Annotated in this window: 16 protein-coding genes and 2 tRNA genes; 7 read left to right on the top strand and 11 right to left on the bottom strand. The window is 35.1% G+C overall.

Annotated features, from left to right (window positions below):
* The first annotated feature begins 120 nt into the window (after positions 1 to 120).
* The 3 genes from mutS to HGK31_RS00940 all read left to right on the top strand — a co-directional run bounded on the left by mutS (position 121) and on the right by HGK31_RS00940 (position 3,043).
* On the top strand, positions 121 to 2,736 hold the full coding sequence (gene mutS / locus HGK31_RS00950) for a DNA mismatch repair protein MutS (protein ID WP_191858121.1): 2,616 nt from the start codon (positions 121 to 123) through the stop codon (positions 2,734 to 2,736).
* A 97-nt stretch (positions 2,737 to 2,833) separates the two neighbouring features.
* Positions 2,834 to 2,905: transfer RNA gene (locus HGK31_RS00945), tRNA-Gly, on the top strand.
* Positions 2,906 to 2,958: 53 nt separating this feature from the next.
* A tRNA-Leu gene (locus HGK31_RS00940) sits at positions 2,959 to 3,043 on the top strand.
* Positions 3,044 to 3,082: 39 nt separating this feature from the next.
* Here the strand turns inward: HGK31_RS00940 and HGK31_RS00935 are convergent.
* From HGK31_RS00935 to HGK31_RS00925, 3 genes are all read right to left on the bottom strand, one after another.
* Entirely contained in the window at positions 3,083 to 4,306 is a 1,224-nt protein-coding gene (locus HGK31_RS00935) for a metallophosphoesterase (protein ID WP_191858120.1), read from the bottom strand.
* 119 nt (positions 4,307 to 4,425) lie between these two features.
* Positions 4,426 to 4,758 (bottom strand): hypothetical protein, encoded by a 333-nt coding sequence (locus tag HGK31_RS00930; RefSeq protein WP_104734724.1) that lies wholly within the window; start codon positions 4,756 to 4,758, stop codon positions 4,426 to 4,428.
* A 109-nt stretch (positions 4,759 to 4,867) separates the two neighbouring features.
* Entirely contained in the window at positions 4,868 to 6,127 is a 1,260-nt protein-coding gene (locus HGK31_RS00925; protein ID WP_191858119.1) for a 3-deoxy-D-manno-octulosonic acid transferase, read from the bottom strand.
* 87 nt (positions 6,128 to 6,214) lie between these two features.
* On the opposite strand from HGK31_RS00925, the gene HGK31_RS00920 reads away from it, so the two are divergent.
* The 4 genes from HGK31_RS00920 to HGK31_RS00905 all read left to right on the top strand — a co-directional run bounded on the left by HGK31_RS00920 (position 6,215) and on the right by HGK31_RS00905 (position 10,034).
* Positions 6,215 to 7,372: a DegT/DnrJ/EryC1/StrS family aminotransferase gene (locus tag HGK31_RS00920; protein WP_191858118.1), complete on the top strand. Its 1,158-nt coding sequence runs from the start codon at positions 6,215 to 6,217 to the stop codon at positions 7,370 to 7,372.
* Positions 7,365 to 8,387, top strand: a complete 1,023-nt coding sequence (gene galE / locus HGK31_RS00915; protein ID WP_191858117.1) for a UDP-glucose 4-epimerase GalE — start codon at positions 7,365 to 7,367, stop codon at positions 8,385 to 8,387. The genes HGK31_RS00920 and galE overlap by 8 nt, the downstream gene beginning before the upstream one ends.
* 10 nt (positions 8,388 to 8,397) lie before the next feature.
* Positions 8,398 to 9,675 (top strand): metal-dependent hydrolase family protein, encoded by a 1,278-nt coding sequence (locus HGK31_RS00910; RefSeq protein ID WP_191858116.1) that lies wholly within the window; start codon positions 8,398 to 8,400, stop codon positions 9,673 to 9,675.
* 167 nt (positions 9,676 to 9,842) lie between these two features.
* Entirely contained in the window at positions 9,843 to 10,034 is a 192-nt protein-coding gene (locus HGK31_RS00905; RefSeq protein WP_104735800.1) for a hypothetical protein, read from the top strand.
* A 19-nt stretch (positions 10,035 to 10,053) separates the two neighbouring features.
* Here the strand turns inward: HGK31_RS00905 and lspA are convergent, their stop codons facing one another.
* The 8 genes from lspA to HGK31_RS00865 form a co-directional block, all read right to left on the bottom strand.
* Positions 10,054 to 10,554 (bottom strand): signal peptidase II, encoded by a 501-nt coding sequence (lspA, locus tag HGK31_RS00900; protein WP_191858115.1) that lies wholly within the window; start codon positions 10,552 to 10,554, stop codon positions 10,054 to 10,056.
* Positions 10,554 to 11,447, bottom strand: a complete 894-nt coding sequence (gene fabD, locus HGK31_RS00895) for an ACP S-malonyltransferase (RefSeq protein ID WP_104734718.1) — start codon at positions 11,445 to 11,447, stop codon at positions 10,554 to 10,556. The genes lspA and fabD overlap by 1 nt, the downstream gene beginning before the upstream one ends.
* A 45-nt stretch (positions 11,448 to 11,492) precedes the next feature.
* Entirely contained in the window at positions 11,493 to 13,049 is a 1,557-nt protein-coding gene (locus HGK31_RS00890) for an NAD(P)/FAD-dependent oxidoreductase (RefSeq protein WP_191858114.1), read from the bottom strand.
* Between the two features lie 205 nt (positions 13,050 to 13,254).
* Entirely contained in the window at positions 13,255 to 13,776 is a 522-nt protein-coding gene (locus HGK31_RS00885) for a hypothetical protein (protein WP_191858113.1), read from the bottom strand.
* Between the two features lie 138 nt (positions 13,777 to 13,914).
* Positions 13,915 to 14,814 (bottom strand): alpha/beta fold hydrolase, encoded by a 900-nt coding sequence (locus HGK31_RS00880; protein ID WP_191858112.1) that lies wholly within the window; start codon positions 14,812 to 14,814, stop codon positions 13,915 to 13,917.
* A 3-nt stretch (positions 14,815 to 14,817) separates the two neighbouring features.
* Positions 14,818 to 15,870 carry a DUF6340 family protein gene (locus HGK31_RS00875; RefSeq protein ID WP_191858111.1) on the bottom strand — a complete coding sequence of 351 codons (1,053 nt, stop codon included), beginning with the start codon at positions 15,868 to 15,870 and terminating at the stop codon, positions 14,818 to 14,820.
* A gap of 61 nt (positions 15,871 to 15,931) precedes the next feature.
* Entirely contained in the window at positions 15,932 to 16,840 is a 909-nt protein-coding gene (locus HGK31_RS00870) for a dihydrofolate reductase (RefSeq protein WP_191858110.1), read from the bottom strand.
* A 100-nt stretch (positions 16,841 to 16,940) separates the two neighbouring features.
* Positions 16,941 to 19,655: a T9SS type A sorting domain-containing protein gene (locus tag HGK31_RS00865; protein WP_191858109.1), complete on the bottom strand. Its 2,715-nt coding sequence runs from the start codon at positions 19,653 to 19,655 to the stop codon at positions 16,941 to 16,943.
* Positions 19,656 to 19,746: the final 91 nt, after the last annotated feature.

Here is a 19,746-nt window from a genome sequence, read left to right as displayed (position 1 = left end):
TAATTTCTTGTGATAATTGTAGATAACTTATAAGTTTCAGGCTTTAAAAAACTTAAATTAATAAGTACTTTAGCAATCCTACATTTTATGCAAAAGTAATATATAAAAATCAGTTGAACATTGGCTAAAAAAGGAAAGAAGGAAACACCGTTAATGAAACAATATAACGCCATTAAAGCTAAATATCCTGATGCTTTATTGTTGTTTCGTGTTGGCGATTTTTATGAAACTTTTGGTCAAGATGCCGTGCGTGCCGCTAAAATTCTAGATATTATTTTAACCAAACGTGGTGCAGGAAGTGAGAGCGAAACGGAGTTGGCTGGATTTCCGCATCATTCCTTAAATACCTATTTGCCTAAATTGGTAAAAGCTGGTGAGCGCGTGGCTATTTGTGATCAATTGGAAGATCCTAAGCAAACTAAAACTATAGTAAAACGTGGTGTTACTGAATTAGTGACGCCAGGTGTGGCATTGAATGATGAGGTTCTCAATTCAAAATCTAATAATTTTTTGTGTTCGGTTTATTTTGCTAAAACTTTTATTGGAATTTCATTTTTAGATATTTCAACTGGCGAATTTTTGACTGCTCAAGGCAATGCTGAATATATTGATAAGTTACTTCAGAATTTTAATCCGAGCGAAGTATTAGTGTCTAAACAAAAACGCATGCATTTTAATGAGGTTTTTGGTCAGGATTTTCACACCTTTTATTTGGAAGATTGGGTTTTTCAAACCGATTATGCCAACGAAACACTTATTAAACATTTTAAGACTAAAACTTTAAAAGGCTTTGGCATTGAAGATTTATATGAAGGCATTATAGCATCTGGTGCCATTTTGCATTATTTAGGTGAAACGCAACACAATAAATTGCAGCATATAACCTCAATAAGTCGTATAGCCGAAGTTGATTATGTGTGGATGGATAAATTCACCATTCGAAATTTAGAATTGTACCATTCTACCAATAATAATGCAGTAACCTTATTAAATGTTATTGATAAAACGATTTCGCCAATGGGTGGGCGTTTATTAAAGCGTTGGTTAGCTTTGCCGTTAAAAGATATTACAAAAATCAAACAGCGTCATGAGGTAGTTGATTTTTTGAGTAAACATAAATCCATTCATCAAAAGATTCAAAACCATATCAAACACATTGGGGATTTAGAACGCTTGATTTCCAAAATTGCCACGAGTAAAGTCAGCCCAAGAGAAGTTATACAGCTTAAGAATTCTCTAGAAGCTATTGTACCCATTAAAGCTTTGGCCTCTAATAGTGATAATGAAGCCTTAAAAATTATTGGCGATACCCTTCAAAGCTGTGATGTGCTTCGCGAAAAAATTAAGGAAACTTTAAACGAAGATGCGCCGGTTAATGTGCTAAAAGGCGATACTATTGCTAAAGGTTTTTCATCTGAATTAGATGAGTTACGCGGCTTGTCTAGTACTGGAAAAGCGTATTTAGATCAAATGCTAGAACGCGAAACTAAACGTACAGGAATTACATCGCTTAAAATAGCATCTAATAATGTGTTTGGTTACTACATTGAAGTACGTAATACGCATAAGGACAAGGTGCCAGAAGAATGGATTCGCAAGCAAACTTTAGTGAATGCTGAACGCTATATTACGGAAGAGTTAAAAGAGTATGAAGCCAAAATACTGGGAGCAGAAGAGCGCATTTTGGCTATAGAGCAACAGTTGTTTGCAGAACTCATTCTTTGGATGACCCAGTATATAAAACCAGTACAACAAAATGCTCTATTAATTGGGCAATTAGATTGTTTATGCGGTTTTGCCCAATTAGCAACCGATAATAATTACGTGTATCCTAATATTGACGATTCATTTGATTTAGATATTAAAGATGGGCGTCATCCTGTTATTGAAAAACAATTACCACCTAGTGAGGCCTACATCGCGAATGATGTCTATCTAGATAGAGAGAAGCAGCAAATGATAATGATTACTGGACCCAATATGTCTGGTAAATCTGCAATTCTTCGTCAAACGGCATTAATCGTGTTATTGGCACAAACCGGAAGTTTCGTGCCAGCTAAATCGGCTAGAATTGGTTTAGTTGATAAAATATTTACGAGAGTAGGAGCAAGCGATAATATATCTATGGGCGAATCGACATTTATGGTTGAAATGAATGAAACCGCTTCCATATTAAATAATATTTCAAAACGCAGTTTAGTTTTGCTTGATGAAATAGGTCGTGGTACAAGTACTTATGATGGAATCTCTATTGCATGGGCAATCAGTGAATATTTGCATGAGCATCCTGCAAAAGCTAAAACCTTGTTTGCTACGCATTATCACGAGCTCAACGAAATGACAGAAACATTTGAGCGTATTAAAAACTATAATGTTTCGGTAAAAGAATTAAAAGATAACGTACTCTTTTTACGTAAACTGGTCCAAGGTGGCAGTGAGCATAGTTTTGGTATTCATGTGGCTAAAATGGCTGGAATGCCACAACAGGTTATTAATCGGGCCAATAAAATATTAAAGAAGTTGGAAAAATCGCATTCTAGTGAGGAATTAACCGATAAAGTAAAAGCGTTGAAAGATGATGACTTACAATTAAGCTTCTTTAATTTAGATGATCCCTTACTAGAAAATATCAAGGAAGAAATCTTACATATTGATATTGATACACTAACACCAGTTGAGGCTTTAATGAAACTCAATGAAATAAAACGCATGTTGGTTAAGAAAAAACACGCCTAAAATAAATTGTATTATTTTTTTAAAAAGGCTTTGCAATTCCTAGAAATATTTTAAATTTGCATCCGCAATCGAGAGGTTGTATGTTCATTAAAAAACTGCGAAAGTAGCTCAGGGGTAGAGCATCACCTTGCCAAGGTGAGGGTCGCGGGTTCAAATCCCGTCTTTCGCTCTGAAAACTTTCTTGAAAATATACCAAGCGATGTGCTGAGCATGTCGAACTAAGCTGAAGTGGTGGAATTGGTAGACACGTTGGACTTAAAATCCAATGGCCATTATGGCCGTGCGGGTTCAAGTCCCGCCTTCAGTACAAAAGCCTTTATCTTTTTTGATAGAGGCTTTTATTTTTTTAACCTTCATCACTTTTAAGAGTAATACAGGTTATTTCAGGTCGCATACCTAATCTGCCAGGAAAACCCATCCAGCCCAAACCACGATTTACATACAGAAATTGCTTGTCATACTCATACAAGCCAGCCCAATGTTTGTACTTGTATTTAATAGGACTCCATTGTTTCTTTTTTAATTGAATGCCTGCTTGCATCCCATGTGTGTGCCCTGAAAGGGTTAATGCTATGTTTGTTTGGGTTATAACCTCTTGACTCCAATGTGATGGGTCATGAGAAAGTAAGATTTTAAAGTCTTTATTCTCAACATGTTTTAAGGCTTTGTTCAAGTCGCCATATTGCTTAAATGGTGGGTTCCCCCAATTTTCAACACCTACAATGGCTATTTTGTCTTGGTCTATCTTAATCAAATTTGATTCGTTGAGTAATAGATTAAAACCATTTTCTGTTAAAAAACTTTTTATCCGATTGAAATTTTTCTCTTTTTCTTCTTCTGATTGCCATTTGCTATAGTCACCATAATCATGATTTCCCAAAACAGCATACATGCCTATTTTTGCTTGCAATATTCTAAATACTCTACTCCAGCCACGTAATTCCCAGGCATAGTTGTTTACCAAATCACCAGTAAAGCATATGATGTCAGGATTTAGCTCATTAATTAGTTTAAATGCACGTTTTAATATTTTGAAACGATGATTAAAACTTCCTAAATGTAAATCAGAAATTTGAACAATTTTTAAACCATTAAAAGCCGCTGGAAGATTATCAAATGGCAATTCTAGGTGATGGATTTTAAAGCGGTAAGCTGCCTTGAAAATTCCATAGGCAATAACAAAAAAAGGCAAGAATCCAGAAAAAAGACCTATAAGTGGTATAATTAGTAAAGACTCCTTGTTTGAAATCATATGGTTTCCAAAAAAGAAAACAGAAATAATGATTACAAATATAATTTTAGGGATAAAAGAGGATATTGTTAAACCATAAAGTGAGGATATTAACAATTGTTTTCTTCTAGGTTGAATGCCATCTAGTTTAACTTTTAAGATAATAATAGCTGTTATAAGTCCAATAGAGAAAAACCAAAATAAAATATTGATGATATAACTTAAAACAGAACTAGATAATAAACTTGTAATAGGTTGTAGCCAATAAAAAGCTATGCAATCTACTATGAAAATTGCCAGGCATAGGAGTAAAATAGTGCGAAGAGGATAACTTCTCATGGTCTAAACAAATTATAAAATATCTATAACTTATTAAGTATTTTGTGAAAACATAACCTTTATGCATAAAAAAAGTGCTCATTTGGTGAGCACTTTTTTATAATTAGTTGGTAAACTAATTAATTGTCATCAGTTGCGTCTTCAACTTTGTCTTTAACATCATTGGCAGCACCTTCAACAGCGTCAGCTGCATCATCAAGAGCTTCACCAGTTTCATCAACTGCATTATTTACAGCGTCTTCTACATCTTCAGCAGCATTGTCAATTGCTTCTCCTGCTTCTTCCATAGCACCTTCTGCGTCGTCAGCAGCGTCTTCCATAGCGTCTTCAGTAGCATCAGCAGCATTTTCTATAGCGTCTTCAGCTGAATCAGCTTTTTTCTCATCTCTACAAGATGTTAAAGAAATACTCAATGCCAATAAGAAAGCAACACTTAATAATAATTTTTTCATTAGTTTAAAGTTTTAGTGTTAATTAATAGTGCGAATTTAACAACTAATTTTGAATGTTAAATAAAATAATTAACATTTTTTAACATTGTTATCAACGACACTTTCAGGACTATATACGTAGGTAGTCCATGATTTGGACTACGGCTCCTGTATTTTTTTTTATAAAATCTGAATTTTTTTCGCCAAGCGCGCTTAAAAACGTCTTGTCTTCGTATAATTTGCTCATAATCAATTGAAATCCTTCCACATCTTTTATTTCTAAAACACCAGCATTTTTTATCATTCGAGTGGCTTCTGGAAATTTTTTATGATTATAACCAATTATAATGGGTACGCCAAAAACAGCAGGTTCCAAAATGTTATGCAAACCAGTTGTACCAATTGCGCCACCAACATAAGCTATATCAGCATAAAAGTATATTTTAGAAAGCAAGCCAATGGTGTCAACAATTAATACTTGAAAATCGTGCAGTAAAGCTCCTTCTTTTTCTGAAAACAGGATGGCTTTCTTCTTAATGCTTTGCTTTAGTTTTTGAATTTGAGCTGATTTTATATTGTGAGGCGCAATAATGAACTTGGTTTTATCAGTTGAAGTATTTATATGATCTACAAGTATATCCTCATCTTCTGGCCAAGTGCTACCTGCAACAAAACAGAGATTTTCAGCTTTAAATTCTGAAACGAAATCCAAGCTATTGTTTTGTTCAAGCTGACTATAAACACGATCAAATCTGGTGTCCCCAGAAACAGATGTATTGTGATAACCTATAGTCTCCAATAATTTCTTTGATTTGTCATCTTGCGTGAAAATATGTTCAAAGGCAAATAAGGTGTCACGCATAAAACGTCCATACCATTTAAAATAAGATTGATTTTTTCTGAAAAGTGCTGAAATTAAAATGGCTCTCCCCTTTATTTTTTTTAGTTCATTTAAATAGTTAGGCCAAATATCATACTTCACAAAAACAGTAAGTTCTGGATTTATGTGATTCACAAAACGTTTAGCATTTTGTTTAGTGTCAATTGGCAAGTACAAGACAGCATCAGCTATTTCTGTGTTTTTACGAATTTCATAACCTGAAGGTGAAAAAAACGTCAGAATGATTTTATGGCTTTTATAAAGTTTTTTTATTTCTTTAAAAACGGGAAGACCTTGTTCGTATTCACCTAATGAGGCACAGTGAAACCAAATACACTTGTCAGTGGCTTGGATCGTATTTCTTAAAGTTGAAAAAGTTTGTGAACGACCTTCGACTCCAAATTTAATTTTTTGATTGAATAAAGCAATGAACTTCAATAGACGTTCTGTTAAACCAATAGCAATGTTATAAATGATATTCAAATTCTGTACTTTGTTGCTAAAATACATTTCTTTAAAATATTTTCTTTATAAAATTGATATTTATCAACTATCTTTCATTGGTTGGCAACCGTGAATTTCGTAATTTCGTAACGTATGAGAAAAATTCAAATGGTTGACCTCAAAGGTCAATATTCCGGTATAAAAGATGTTGTTAATCCTGCCATTCAGGAAGTTATAGAAACTACAGCATTTATCAATGGACCAAAGGTTCATGAGTTTCAAAAAAATCTTGAAAACTATTTAGGTGTTAAACATGTCATTCCTTGTGCCAATGGTACTGATGCGCTTCAAATAGCCATGATGGGTTTAGATTTAAAACCAGGTGACGAAGTTATCACAGCTGATTTTACTTTTGCGGCCACTGTTGAGGTTATTGCCTTACTGCAATTAACTCCAGTTTTGGTTGATGTAAACCCAGACGATTTCAATATTAGTGTCGAAGCCATAAAAAAAGCGATTACACCAAAAACAAAAGCCATTGTACCTGTGCACTTATTTGGTCAAGCTGCAGACATGGAAGCAATCATGAATATAGCCCAAGAGCATAATTTATATGTTATTGAGGATAATGCACAAGGTATAGGTTCAGATTATACGTATAGTAACGGTAACAAAGCCAAGACGGGAACTATTGGCCATGTTGCTTCGACATCGTTTTTTCCTTCAAAAAATTTAGGATGTTATGGAGATGGTGGTGCTATTTTTACCAATGATGATGAATTGGCCCATGTTATTAGAGGTATTGTAAATCATGGGATGTATGAACGGTACCATCACGATGTGGTTGGTGTGAATTCACGCTTAGATTCCATTCAAGCAGCGGTTTTGGATGCGAAGCTACCTCATTTGGATGCGTATAACAAAGCACGGCAAGCAGCCGCTTCAAAATATGACGCTGCGTTTAAAAATCATTCAAAAATTGAAATACCATTTAGAAAAAGTAATGGCTGTTCAGGTAATTGTGATACTTGTGATTGTCATGTATTTCATCAGTACACTTTAAAATTGAATGGTGTTGATCGCGATGGTTTGGTGAAGTATTTAAATGCCAATGATATTCCATGTGGTGTATATTATCCAATACCATTGCATAAGCAAAAAGCCTATCAAGATGATCGTTACAATGAAGCCGATTTCACGGTTACTAATCAATTGGTAAAAGAGGTCATTTCATTACCTATGCATACTGAATTAGATGATGAACAAATTGCCTTTATTACGACTAAAGTTTTAGAATTTATTGATGGATAAAATACTTGTTACGGGTGGATTAGGTTTTATTGGCTCCCATACCGTTGTTGAATTACAAAATGAAGGTTTTGAAGTTGTTGTAATTGATGATCTATCGAATTCTTCAATAGATGTTTTAAGCGGTATTACCTCAATTACGGGGAAATCTCCTGTTTTTGAGATACTGGATTTAAAGGATAAACAAAAAGTTCAAGGTTTCTTTAAAAATCATCAAGATATTAAGGGTGTTATTCACTTTGCGGCAAGCAAAGCTGTTGGCGAATCTGTACAAAATCCATTGAAGTATTATGAAAATAATCTAAACACACTGGTTTATGTACTGCAAGAATTAAGTGTTTTGCCAGCGTCTAATTTCATATTTAGTTCTTCATGTACGGTTTATGGTCAGGCCGATGTGATGCCCATTACTGAAAATGCTCCCGTAAAATCCGCCGAATCTCCCTATGGAAATACCAAGCAAATAGGAGAGGAAATCATTCAAGATACCTGCAAAGTAGTGCCTAATCTAAAAGCCATTTCATTGCGTTATTTTAACCCTATTGGAGCCCATCCAACGGCCAAAATAGGTGAATTACCAATTGGCGTGCCTCAAAATCTAGTACCTTTTATTACGCAAACAGCTGCTGGCTTACGTGATTGTCTTTCTGTTTTTGGAGATGATTATCCTACAGCAGATGGTACTTGTATTCGTGATTATATTCATGTAGTCGATTTGGCAAAAGCACATGTAGTTGCCTTACAACGATTACTATCAGATAAGAATGAAGCCAATTACGAAACGTTTAATGTGGGAACAGGCGTTGGTAGTTCGGTTTTAGAAGTTATACAGTCTTTTGAGCGCGTTTCTAGATTAGCTCTAAACTATAAAATAGCACCTAGACGTGAAGGTGATGTAATCCAAGCTTATGCCAATACAGCCAAAGCAAATAATGTGCTAGGTTGGAAAGCGCAATCTACTTTAGATGATGCCATGAAGTCTGCCTGGTTATGGGAAAAACAGATTAGAAATTTATAAAACTATCATAATGAAAAAGTTCATTTATTTTTTAACCCTTTTACTGACAACCACGGTAATAGGGCAGAATACCTATTTACATTGCGGAAAACTTCTTGACACTAAAAACGGGGAAGTTTTAGAAACAAAAACCATTATCATTTCAGGTGATAAAATTTTATCGATTAATGATGGTTATGTCCAACCTACTGCATCAGACGATATGGTTGTTGACCTAAAAGATAAAACTGTTATGCCTGGATTCATTGATATGCATGTGCATTTAGAAGGCGAAACAAATCCAAAGCGTTATATTCAAGGGTTCACTTTAAATGATGCAGATATTGCCTACAATACGTTAGATTTTGCAAAACGAACGCTTATAGCTGGTTTTACAACTGTTAGGGATTTAGGTGGAAGTGGTATCAATGTTTCGTTACGTAATGCGATTGATGATGGAAAGGTGATAGGTCCACGGATTTTTACCGCAGAAAAAGCATTGGCAACCACAGGTGGTCATGCCGACCCGACTAATGGTGTAAAAGATGAATTAAAAGGAGATCCTGGTCCAAAAGAAGGTGTGGTTAATGGCGTTGAAGATGCTAAAAAAGCAGTTCGTCAACGCTATAAAAATGGCGCTGATTTAATAAAAATCACAGCAACTGGAGGCGTGTTGAGTGTGGCCAAAAGTGGGCAAAACCCACAATTTACAATTGAAGAGATTAAAGCTATTTGTGAAACAGCTAAAGATTACGGTTTCCATGTAGCGGCTCATGCGCATGGTGATGAAGGAATGCAACGTGCAGTTTTGGGTGGCGTAAAAACTATTGAACATGGAACACTTATGAGCGAAGAAACTATGGCGCTTATGATAGAACATGATGCGTATTTAGTGCCTACTATTACAGCAGGAAAATCAGTTACTGAAAAGGCTAAAATACCGGGTTATTATCCAGATGTTGTTGTTGGTAAAGCGTTAGATATTGGTCCAAAAATTCAGAATACATTTAGCAAAGCATACAAAAAAGGTGTTGGTATTGCATTTGGTACGGATGCTGGTGTTTTCTTGCATGGCGAAAATGCTAAAGAATTTGCATATATGGTTGAAGCTGGTATGCCAGAAATAAAAGCACTTCAAAGTGCTACTATTACCAATGCCAAAATATTGAATATGGAACATGAAATCGGTCAGTTAAAAGCGGGTTATTTTGCCGATATTATTGCTACAAATGAAAACCCTGTTGAAAATATCAAAACAACCGAAAATGTTGTTTTTGTTATGAAATCAGGTAAAATTTATAAAAAATAGCATTTTAAGACTGTTAATAATTCGTAAAAATCATTACGAATCTCTTAATCATATGGCGATATCATTAACATATTTATATTAATTATTTGATTAACAAAGGTTTAATAGTGATTTTTTGGATAAGCGTTATATCCTTTGTTACTTTGTATCAAATGATAAATGATATTATGAAATTGATTACAGTAAAACGCGCCACGCAAATTGAAAAAAGATTTACTCCAAAAATGGGTGAATTACGAACAAAAGTGACCTACATTAAAAAGCAATTTTTAAGTATTCCTTTTAAAACAGTACATAAGTATCGAGAAACCTATTATGGTGAGATAAAAGATTGTGAATCTTGTGAATTAGCAAGATAAAACATAAAAAAGCCTCAAATTAATTTGAGGCTTTTTCTTTTTTATTGGTTTTAAAATTACTGTAAAGTAACAGTCCCATACCGAGCATAACCGACATATCGGCTACATTAAAAATTCCTGTTCTAAACACACCTCCTAAATCAATATGCAAGAAATCGGTTACAGAACCATACATAATTCTATCGTAAACATTGGCAATACCTCCACCAATAATACAGCAAAACCCTATCAAAGATAATCTGTCTAATGTTTTATTTTTTATGATATAATAAAGAACATACCCTAAAACGCTAATGGGTAGAATTAACAGAAGTATTAATCGTAATGTAGGATTGAAATCACTACCCATGCCTAAAAAGGCACCAGTATTTTCAACATTATGAAGCGTCAAGTAATCACCTAAAATTTCTGATTCACTTCCAGGAATTACTTGCGCTCTAACAATAACTTTAGAAATTTGATCTATGGCTATATTGAAAACAATCAATACCATTATAAAAGCTGTACGAGATAATTTCATTAAGCTTCTTTTTCAAATGTAGCAGAAGCCGTTTGAGCCTCACGATTAATTTTCTTAACCAAACCTTGCAATACATTACCTGGACCAACTTCAGTAAATAAAGTTGCGCCATCTACAATCATTTGTTGCACGGATTGTGTCCATTTTACCGGAGCCGTTAATTGAGAAATTAAATTGGCTTTAATTTCTGTTTCATCTGTTATTGCGCTTGCAGTAACATTTTGATATATTGGGCAATTTGGCTTACTAAATGTTGTATTTTCTATTGCGGCTGCCAATTCTTCTCGAGCTGGCTCCATAAGTGGTGAGTGAAATGCGCCACCAACAGGCAGGACTAAAGCACGACGTGCGCCTTCAGCTTTTAACGATTCACAAGCTAAATTAATAGCATCAACTTCTCCTGAAATCACTAATTGTCCAGGACAGTTATAATTTGCTGCAACAACAACTCCTTCTGTTGTAGCACATATTTTTTCAACCACATCATCATCCAAACCTAAAACAGCTGCCATAGTACTTGGTTGTAATTCACAGGCTTTCTGCATGGCCATAGCACGTTGTGATACTAATTTTAAACCATCTTCAAATGTCAAAGCACCATTGGCTACCAATGCCGAGAATTCACCTAACGAGTGTCCAGCTACCATATCTGGCTTAAAGCTGTCTCCTAATGTTTTGGCTAAAATAACGGAGTGTAAAAAGATAGCAGGTTGGGTAACTTTAGTTTCTTTTAAGTCTTCAGCCGAACCTTCAAACATAATATCGGTAATGTTGAAACCTAATATATCGTTGGCTTTTTCAAACAATTCTTGTGCTAATGGTGAGTTTTCATAAAGGTCTAAACCCATTCCTGAAAATTGAGCCCCTTGACCTGGAAATATATATGCGTTCATGTGTTTCTAATTTTTATTGCTGCAAAAATAGCAATAATATTAAACTTATAAGCCTTTAATGGCAGCTTCGGCACAACGCTCGCCATCCATAGCAGCAGAAACAATACCACCAGCATAACCGCCACCTTCGCCACAAGGGTATAAGCCTTTAATTTGAATGTGCTCTAAATTTTCATTTCTTGGAATACTAACAGGAGAGGAGGTTCTAGATTCTACACCTACAACATTAGCCTGATCGGTATAATAACCATGCATTTTTTCACCAAAAGCTTGAAAACCTTTACGTAATCTGCTACCTATTAATTTAGGAAGTAAGGAGTGTAAAGGCGCACTTTTTAAACCAGGTTGATAGGAGCATGGATTTAAATCTGCTGATAAGCGACCTTCAACAAAATCGGTTAGGCGTTGTGCAGGAGCTGTTTGTGTTCGTCCGCCTGAAGTAAATGCTAATCGTTCTAAATCTTTTTGATATTCTAAACCTTTCAGCACACCAAATGATTCATATTTGGGTAAATCTTTTTCCACATTAATTTCGACAACAATTCCTGAATTGGCAAACAGATTATTTCGTTTTGAAGGCGACATACCATTCACGACTACTTCGCCATTAGCAGTAGCGGCAGGTACAATAAAACCGCCTGGACACATGCAAAACGAATAGACACCTCTATCATTAACTTGTTGCACCAAACTATAAGAAGCGGCTGGAAGCAATTCATCGCGTAATCCTTGGCAATGATATTGAATAGAATCGATAATATGTTGTGGATGTTCTACACGAACTCCCATGGCAAACGATTTGGCTTCTAATGCTATTTTCTTGTTGTGTAAGAGATAAAAAATATCTCTAGCTGAATGTCCAGTAGCTAAAATAACACGGTTGGCTGTAAGTTCTTCGCCATTTTGTAACTGGATGCTTTTAATTTCATTGTTCTTGATTACAAAATCTACAACGCGTGTTTCAAAATGAACTTCACCACCATATTTTAAAATAGTTTCTCTAATATTCTGAACCACTTTGGGGAGTTTGTTTGTACCAATATGTGGATGAGCATCCACAAGAATTTGATCGGTAGCACCATGATACACCAGATTTTCAAAAATACGACGCACATCACCACGTTTTAAACTTCGTGTGTACAATTTACCATCGCTATAGGTGCCAGCTCCGCCTTCGCCAAAGCAATAATTAGAATCTTCGTTTACAAAATGGTCTTGGTTAATCGCTTTTAAATCGCGACGTCTGTCACGTACATTTTTACCGCGTTCTAAAACTATGGGTTTAAAACCAAGCTCGATACAACGTAAAGCAGCATACATGCCAGCTGGACCAAAACCAATAATGTGAATAGGCTTGGCTTTAGTTACATCTTTATAGTGAAATTGATATTCAGACTTTTCAGGAACAGGTTCCTTTATATAAACAGCAACTTTATAATTGAATATAATTTTAGGTTTACGTGCATCAATAGATTTGCGTAACACCTTAATGCCAGAAATGTCATGGTGAGGCAGACTTAACGATTCTGCAGACTTCTTGAGAAGAATATCAGGAATAGTTTCTTCTTTGAGAGTCACACGCAACTGAAGCTCTTTTATCATGTGGCGAAATTAGGGAAAAATGCGTGATGTATGCTGAATTGTTTTTTGAAGTTTCGTTTAACGTTTATGTATAAGGAAAGTTGCGTGTTTGTGTGCGAGGATTTTCCGTAGGAAAATCAGAAGCGAGCAAGCAAATGAGCAACTAACTTTGGTTTAGCTAAAACTAGCAATTTTTTTATACGGTGATAGTGGTAGAACTTTTCATTTACCAATCGGGTTTATAGATTAATTCATTCGGTTTTAAGTTCTGCTTATAATATTTTTTTACGCTGTAGGAAGCTTGAGGACTTTTCAAATTTGTTACAACGAGAGTGTCATTAATTATTTCAAATTCTTTTTTAGATTTAAAAATTCCAGATTGAACGTGATAATATGCTATTTGAATATTATTTTTTCCCGAACATGTTGAGTAAAATCCCATTTGTGCTTTTTTGGGGTTTAGTGCATTTATGCTGTCAATATTGACGTTTATGAAGAAAGCCACTTTATTGTCAGAATAAAATTTATATCCACTATAACGTTTATCGTTTTTTTTTGGCCATTTATATTCAATAAGATAAATTGCACTCGTATCTACTTTCTCAAAAACCTTTTCATCAAAACATTTTTTATTCGAGAATCTTATTTTGTTCGGCCTGACTATTCCATATTGATTCCTACTAACACAGCTCGATAAAAGAAGTATTAATAGTAACGACATTATTATAAAATCAATTTTTCTTGTCATTTTTGGGTATTTCCACCAATGTTCTGATATGGACTGTTTTAATATTTCGACAAGCTCAATACAAGTTGTTTATATCAGTAGATATCTGCCTGTCGGCAGACAGGAACGAAGTTAGCTTAAAAATTTTGCAAAGTCAATTTATAGTGTGGCTAAAAATTGATTAATAGAACTAAAATAGGTTATGGGTTGTTCGAGCCAGCCATAATGCGCACAGTTATCCATAAAAATCAATGTAGAATTCGGTAATAAGTTATAAGCTTCTTTTGCGATGTTGTCTCCCATAACATCTTGCTTCCCTTGAATAATTAAAACAGGTTTCTCAAAATTTTTGTAGGCTTCACTGCAATCAAAATTAATGGCGCGTATGTTCTGCCAAATTAAGCTGTTTATTGTGCGGTTACCTTGTGTTAGGCGTTCGGCAATTACAGGAGCATGTTTTTTATCATATACATAAGCTGGTGCTAAATATTTCCCACGATTATAGCGTGCCTGGTAACTGGTATCACCATGGCTAATTTGTCTATTCCAATAGTCTAACGAATCGCGTTCGTTTTCAGATAGTCGCGATAGTAAATTCAAATTTCTGGTGATACTTAAATTAAAACCTCCCGAGCCAGAAAGAATTAAACCTGATAGGCGTTCGGGATGTTTTTTGAGATAATATGAAGCCAGCATACCACCAAACGAGTGACCCAAAACCATCCAGTCTTTAAAGCCAAAATACTTTCGAATAGCTTCAATATCTGAAACCATTAAGTCCATAGTCATGGTTTCAGAATTGACTCTAGAAATAGTAGATTGCCCTGTGCCGCGTTGGTCGTATAGAATCGCTAGATGCGTTTTACCAAGTTCTTGGGCTAAAAAGGCAAAGCCTTCACTATTCATACCTGGACCGCCATTTATGATTAGGATGGGTTTGCCAACGCCATAGGTAGTAACATGGATATTGCCGTTTTCAATAGGAATGTCAATGGCCGATTGAGAAATTCCCAGTTTGGAAATAAAAGCAATACACAATATGCAAAGCCATCTTATCATTGTTTATTGTGATTGCTGATGAAGTAAATTGTTCTTGTTTTGTCTGTTTTTAAGGATATTTAAATAGCGTAAGGCATTTTTATCTTCATAATCGGTATAGGCTTTGGAAGCCCAAGACATAGCAGTTTCCAAATCGCCATTAATTTCATTAATAATAGCCATGTTGTAACAAGCACGACCAGCAATTTTTCCTTTTGGGTTATTAAGTTCCTGCTCCCACAGTTCCGCAGCGCCATCCCAATCGCCTGTTTGCGCACGTCGCTTTCCAATTTCAAAGTTGTTGGTGCCTTTCACGTAATATTGTCTGGTAACACGAATTTTAAACGGATAGGTTCTATATACATAATCCTGACCAATTACGGTACTGGCTTGCAATAGGGATTCTTTTCGTCCAACTATAGCCTCAATGGCTTTAGTGGGATTAATACCTTTACCAACCGACGTAATCCAACGATCTAGAGTAATCTCATCACGAATCACCTTATTGATATTGTCATAAATTCTAAATCCAGCTTTAATATGCGTCGAAATAGTAGCTTCGTGCTCAATCATGGGTATTTTAATACCAAACGCGTTCAGCTGTTCAACGGTTCTCGTTTTATAGGATACTTTAGCATCAGTATCGTAAAAAGATAAAGTAACAATAGCATCTAGTTGATTTTCTTTACAAAGCATATCAACAGTTTCCCAAGGTAAAGCACTTGGAAAAATACCTAAACCGGGATTCTCGATTTTTTCAGTAGTTATAATTTCAACAGTATTATATTGACTGTCTTTTTCAAACGTGTCTTTTATGCTTTGAATGGTATATTCTGCACCTTCTTTATCCAGATTTTTCCCTTCAATAGATAGAATTTGGTCAATATCGTCTAATGGTTTGTTTTTTTTAGATGCTAAACTTCGATTAAGTAGACCAATATTTTGCAAGGAAGAAGGCACATAAACAGGTGCTGGCTCTGTAACGCTCATGGTTAAATTATTCATGGATTGGCATGAAAATAGGAGCATAGCAGCAGTAGTTGCTATAATCAGAATGTTAAAACGAAATCGTTTCATAATGTTTAGATTTGGGATTCTAATAAAGCTAATGTACTAAATTGTAATGAATTACACTTTTTTAACTGCGTAAATAGGTAATAAACGAAAACGGGTATTGGTGTTTTTCGTCTTTATCATGGAAAGTTTTCTGGGTTTCTTTCCAAACCGTTTCATCAATTTCAGGGAAAAAGGTGTCCGCATTTTCAAAGCTTTCATGCACACGAGTTAATTCAATTTTATCAGCAAATGGCATGGCTTGTTTATAGATTTCCCCACCACCAATTACAAAGGGTTGTTTGTCATTTCTAGCGGCATCAAAAGCATCTTCTAAATTATTGACGACAATAACACCATCAGGAACTTGATATTTGTCTTGCCTGGTAATAACAATATGCGTTCTATTTGGAAGAGGTTTCGGAAAGCTTTCAAAAGTTTTGCGTCCCATAATAATATGATGACCATTTGTTAAACTTTTAAAACGTTTAAGGTCGTCACTCAAATGCCAAATCAAATCATTGTCTTTACCTATGGCGTTATCCTCACCAGCCGCAACTATAAGTGTTATTTCGGAATTTTTTAATGCCTTTGTTGGTGTTTTTGAAACTTTAGGAAGCGGGTAATCTTTATCAATTTGTTTTTGGATTTCGGCAATTCGTTCTTTTTGTTTGGTAACTAAACTATTGAGTTGTTTTTCTTCCCACTTTTTACTTAACAATTTGGAAGTCACAAATACATTGAAAAGGTGATAAATAAATAGAAATAACCAAGCTAAAATGGCAAAAACAAACCAGTTAATTCCAAAAAATGTGACGTCTTTACCAATGTTTAAAACAAGGTTGGCGACTATTAAAAAAACAGCGCCAATGAGGAATACCACAAAATGCGCATACAAACGCTTTTTTTGTTTGATGCGCTTTTGGGCATGTTTTATGAGTTCTAATTGTTCTTTGTCTATTTCTGGATTATTGCTTTTTTTCTTTCCGAACATAATAATGAGATATAATGCAAGCTACTAATGAGATAGCTATTAAACAAACAAAAAAAGTGCTTTCTATAAAATGAAAGCACTTTTTTGATAAAATTAATACTCACTTCTTTATAAATCGTTTTATTCCTTTTTTATTATTTCCATAAATCTCAATAATATAGATACCGGCCTTTAAGTAGGAAACATCAATAACTGGTTCATAAAGACTAGAATTTGTTATTTGTTGGCCAATTAAATTAATTATTTTATATGATAGATAATTAGTGTTTTCTTGAAGCTTTATATTCAAATTGGATTCAACAGGATTAGGATGAATAGAAATGTTATCGGATATATCATCAAATTCATTAATGCTTAAAGAAGGCGATAATGTCGCCTCATACATGCCATTTCCATGCGTTCCAATTAATAAATGGTTGTCTGAATGTCTGTATGACAAGGAACTTACAAGTGCATAGCCAATTTGGTCAGGCGCTTCTCGTACCCAGTCTTCAGTTGTTGGATCACTAGAACTGTAAAGACCTCTTGCTGTTCCTACAAAATATAGCGTTTCACCATCTAATTCTGTGATTGCTGCCGAACGAATAGAATGTGCTGATAAGTTACGTTCTACTAAGGTCCAAGTAGGACTGCTACTCGTAGCATTTGTGGTAATAAATATACTATTTGTCCCATAGTTGGCATAGGTGGCTAGCACTACATCATTATTTGTAGGGTGAACAGCCAATCCTGTAACTACAGAAGGAAATACTATTGTAGCATCAGAAGGTGAAATATCTATAGCATCGGCAATGGTTGTACTATTCCAAGGATCATCTAATCTGTAAATATGACCAGAGTCTCCTCCCATTAAAAGGTAGCTAGAAGATGAATCGTAAGTACCTTTTGAAGCTGAAAAGGTCTGGAAATTATCGGTATGCCCAAAGGCTGTTGAAGTATCACTCATATTTACCCAATTGAATGGTGTAACATTAGAGGCATCGGTTGTTTTATATAAGGTATTTAACCCTGCATAATACAAGGCATTATTATTATCTGGATCTAAATAAAAATAGGTAACAAATTGACTACTTGAACCTTGTGGAGTTAATTCTGCGGAAGATGAAAGATCACAAGTTCCTCGTATAATTGGTCCCAATTGATATCCGACAAATCCAAAACAGCCTTGATCTCTTGAAAGCACAGCTGATACACCATCACCTCCAGCGACATGTAATTGAGTTGTTAAATCTGGCAAACCAAAGCCAGTACCACCAACATTGGTCCCATTATCTTGTGCACCACCAATAATCATATCCGAATCATTCAAAGGATCAATACCTACATGATAAAACTGATAAGTTTGATAATTGTTATTTAAATTCTGCCAACCTACTGGATTTGCTGAAATATCATCTGTTCTGTGTACACCTCCATCAGTGGCTGAAAATAGTTTGTTTGGATTTGTTGTACTAAACGTTAAATATTGAATATCTGGATGGTGCACTACACCAGTTCCTTCATTATAGAATCCAAAATCTGAATTACCATAACCACCAATTTTTTGAAAGCGAGAACTATTGGCTGTTATATCTTCTTTTTTATAAGCACTTGTCCCACCAATTGTTACAAAGTTTTCATCATCTGGCTTTACACTCACACATAAATTATAACCACCTTGAATTAAGAGGCACTCACCGTTTGCTGGTAACACATTGGTGTAATCTGTATAGATTTGACTACTCTGGTCCCAAAGCCATAAATCTGCTTCTTGTACTGGTGTAAGACCACAATTTCCAATATTTCCATTCTCATATAAGGTGTACAATTTGTTTTGGTTGGATGGAGCTAAAGCTAACACTATCCTTCCAGCAGGTGTAAAAAAGCTATCGTTAATTCGTGTCCAATTACCTATACCATTAGGAGATGTCCATATACCAGCTACACTTGTGTCGCTTTGTCCTGGTAATGCAGCATAAACCCTACCGTTAGTTGTTATAACGATATCTGGGATGGCTGGCCAATTAGCTAAAGGAATTGGGTTTGCAATTTCTGTATTCCAATTAGCACCATCAAATCTTGCAATTTCATCAAGCATCGCAACGTAGAGATCGCCAGATATTGGATGTACTGCTAATCGCGTTATGTAATCAAAAGGTGAATCAAACACTTCTTGAGGAGATGCTGTAGATGACATTTGTATCCACGAAATCCCACCATCAATAGATTTCCAAATACCTTGACCTCTAAAGCCTACGCCAGATAAAGTTGCAGAATTACCTCGGCTTTCACCTGTTCCATAGAACCACACATTTTCAAACCCAGTTCTTGGATCCTGTACTATGGTTGTGACACTATGAATTTCGTCATTTGGAGATACTTTCTCCCAGCTCGCACCACCATTAGTAGTTCTAAACACACCTCCACTTACGGCTCCTGCTAACATGGTGTTGTCTGAAGGGTCACTTCTGTCAATTACCAAACTACGCGTTCTTCCACCTAAATTAGTTGGTCCTCTGCTGATGTAGTTCGATTCTAAGTTTCTTGCTAAATAATCTGTGTTATTTAGGGTGGCATTTCTAGCTTGTTCAAATTCAAGATTTTTATCACTTTTGGAAATCTGACCTGTTATTGGATTTACTTGTCTATAGTATTCGTGCATGAGTCGAGCTTGGCTAAACGCTGCACGTTCGGTCATAGTTTTCTTTTCACCTTTTTGTGTTGGAGCAAAAACTTGGCGTTCAATTTTGTTTGAGGGTTCATGTTGAGGTTCAAATGGATTGATAATAAACAATAAGATTAGAATCAAAGCACTTAATAGTAATCTTTTTTTCATGATAATTGGTTTTAATAGCTAAAGAGACGTTTTGTCTTTTTTCTATTATCAAAGTACAGCTATTACCAATTTTTTTCTTGTAAAAAACAAG

The sequence above is a fragment of the Hanstruepera ponticola genome (assembly GCF_012931685.1).
Taxonomy (GTDB): Bacteria; Bacteroidota; Bacteroidia; order Flavobacteriales; family Flavobacteriaceae; genus Hanstruepera; species Hanstruepera ponticola.
The sequence above is the reverse complement of the archived record's forward strand: the minus strand, read 5'-3'. Positions and strand labels throughout refer to the sequence as shown.

Coding starts and splice junctions, on each gene's coding strand:
- HGK31_RS00925 (WP_191858119.1), bottom strand. CDS start 6,127: ATGTATTTTAGCAACAAAGTACAGAATTTGAATATCATTTATAACATT.
- HGK31_RS00875 (WP_191858111.1), bottom strand. CDS start 15,870: ATGAAACGATTTCGTTTTAACATTCTGATTATAGCAACTACTGCTGCT.
- galE (WP_191858117.1), top strand. CDS start 7,365: ATGGATAAAATACTTGTTACGGGTGGATTAGGTTTTATTGGCTCCCAT.
- HGK31_RS00920 (WP_191858118.1), top strand. CDS start 6,215: ATGAGAAAAATTCAAATGGTTGACCTCAAAGGTCAATATTCCGGTATA.
- HGK31_RS00910 (WP_191858116.1), top strand. CDS start 8,398: ATGAAAAAGTTCATTTATTTTTTAACCCTTTTACTGACAACCACGGTA.
- HGK31_RS00885 (WP_191858113.1), bottom strand. CDS start 13,776: ATGACAAGAAAAATTGATTTTATAATAATGTCGTTACTATTAATACTT.
- HGK31_RS00930 (WP_104734724.1), bottom strand. CDS start 4,758: ATGAAAAAATTATTATTAAGTGTTGCTTTCTTATTGGCATTGAGTATT.
- HGK31_RS00880 (WP_191858112.1), bottom strand. CDS start 14,814: ATGATAAGATGGCTTTGCATATTGTGTATTGCTTTTATTTCCAAACTG.
- HGK31_RS00935 (WP_191858120.1), bottom strand. CDS start 4,306: ATGAGAAGTTATCCTCTTCGCACTATTTTACTCCTATGCCTGGCAATT.
- HGK31_RS00865 (WP_191858109.1), bottom strand. CDS start 19,655: ATGAAAAAAAGATTACTATTAAGTGCTTTGATTCTAATCTTATTGTTT.
- lspA (WP_191858115.1), bottom strand. CDS start 10,554: ATGAAATTATCTCGTACAGCTTTTATAATGGTATTGATTGTTTTCAAT.
- fabD (WP_104734718.1), bottom strand. CDS start 11,447: ATGAACGCATATATATTTCCAGGTCAAGGGGCTCAATTTTCAGGAATG.
- HGK31_RS00905 (WP_104735800.1), top strand. CDS start 9,843: ATGAAATTGATTACAGTAAAACGCGCCACGCAAATTGAAAAAAGATTT.
- HGK31_RS00870 (WP_191858110.1), bottom strand. CDS start 16,840: ATGTTCGGAAAGAAAAAAAGCAATAATCCAGAAATAGACAAAGAACAA.
- HGK31_RS00890 (WP_191858114.1), bottom strand. CDS start 13,049: ATGATAAAAGAGCTTCAGTTGCGTGTGACTCTCAAAGAAGAAACTATT.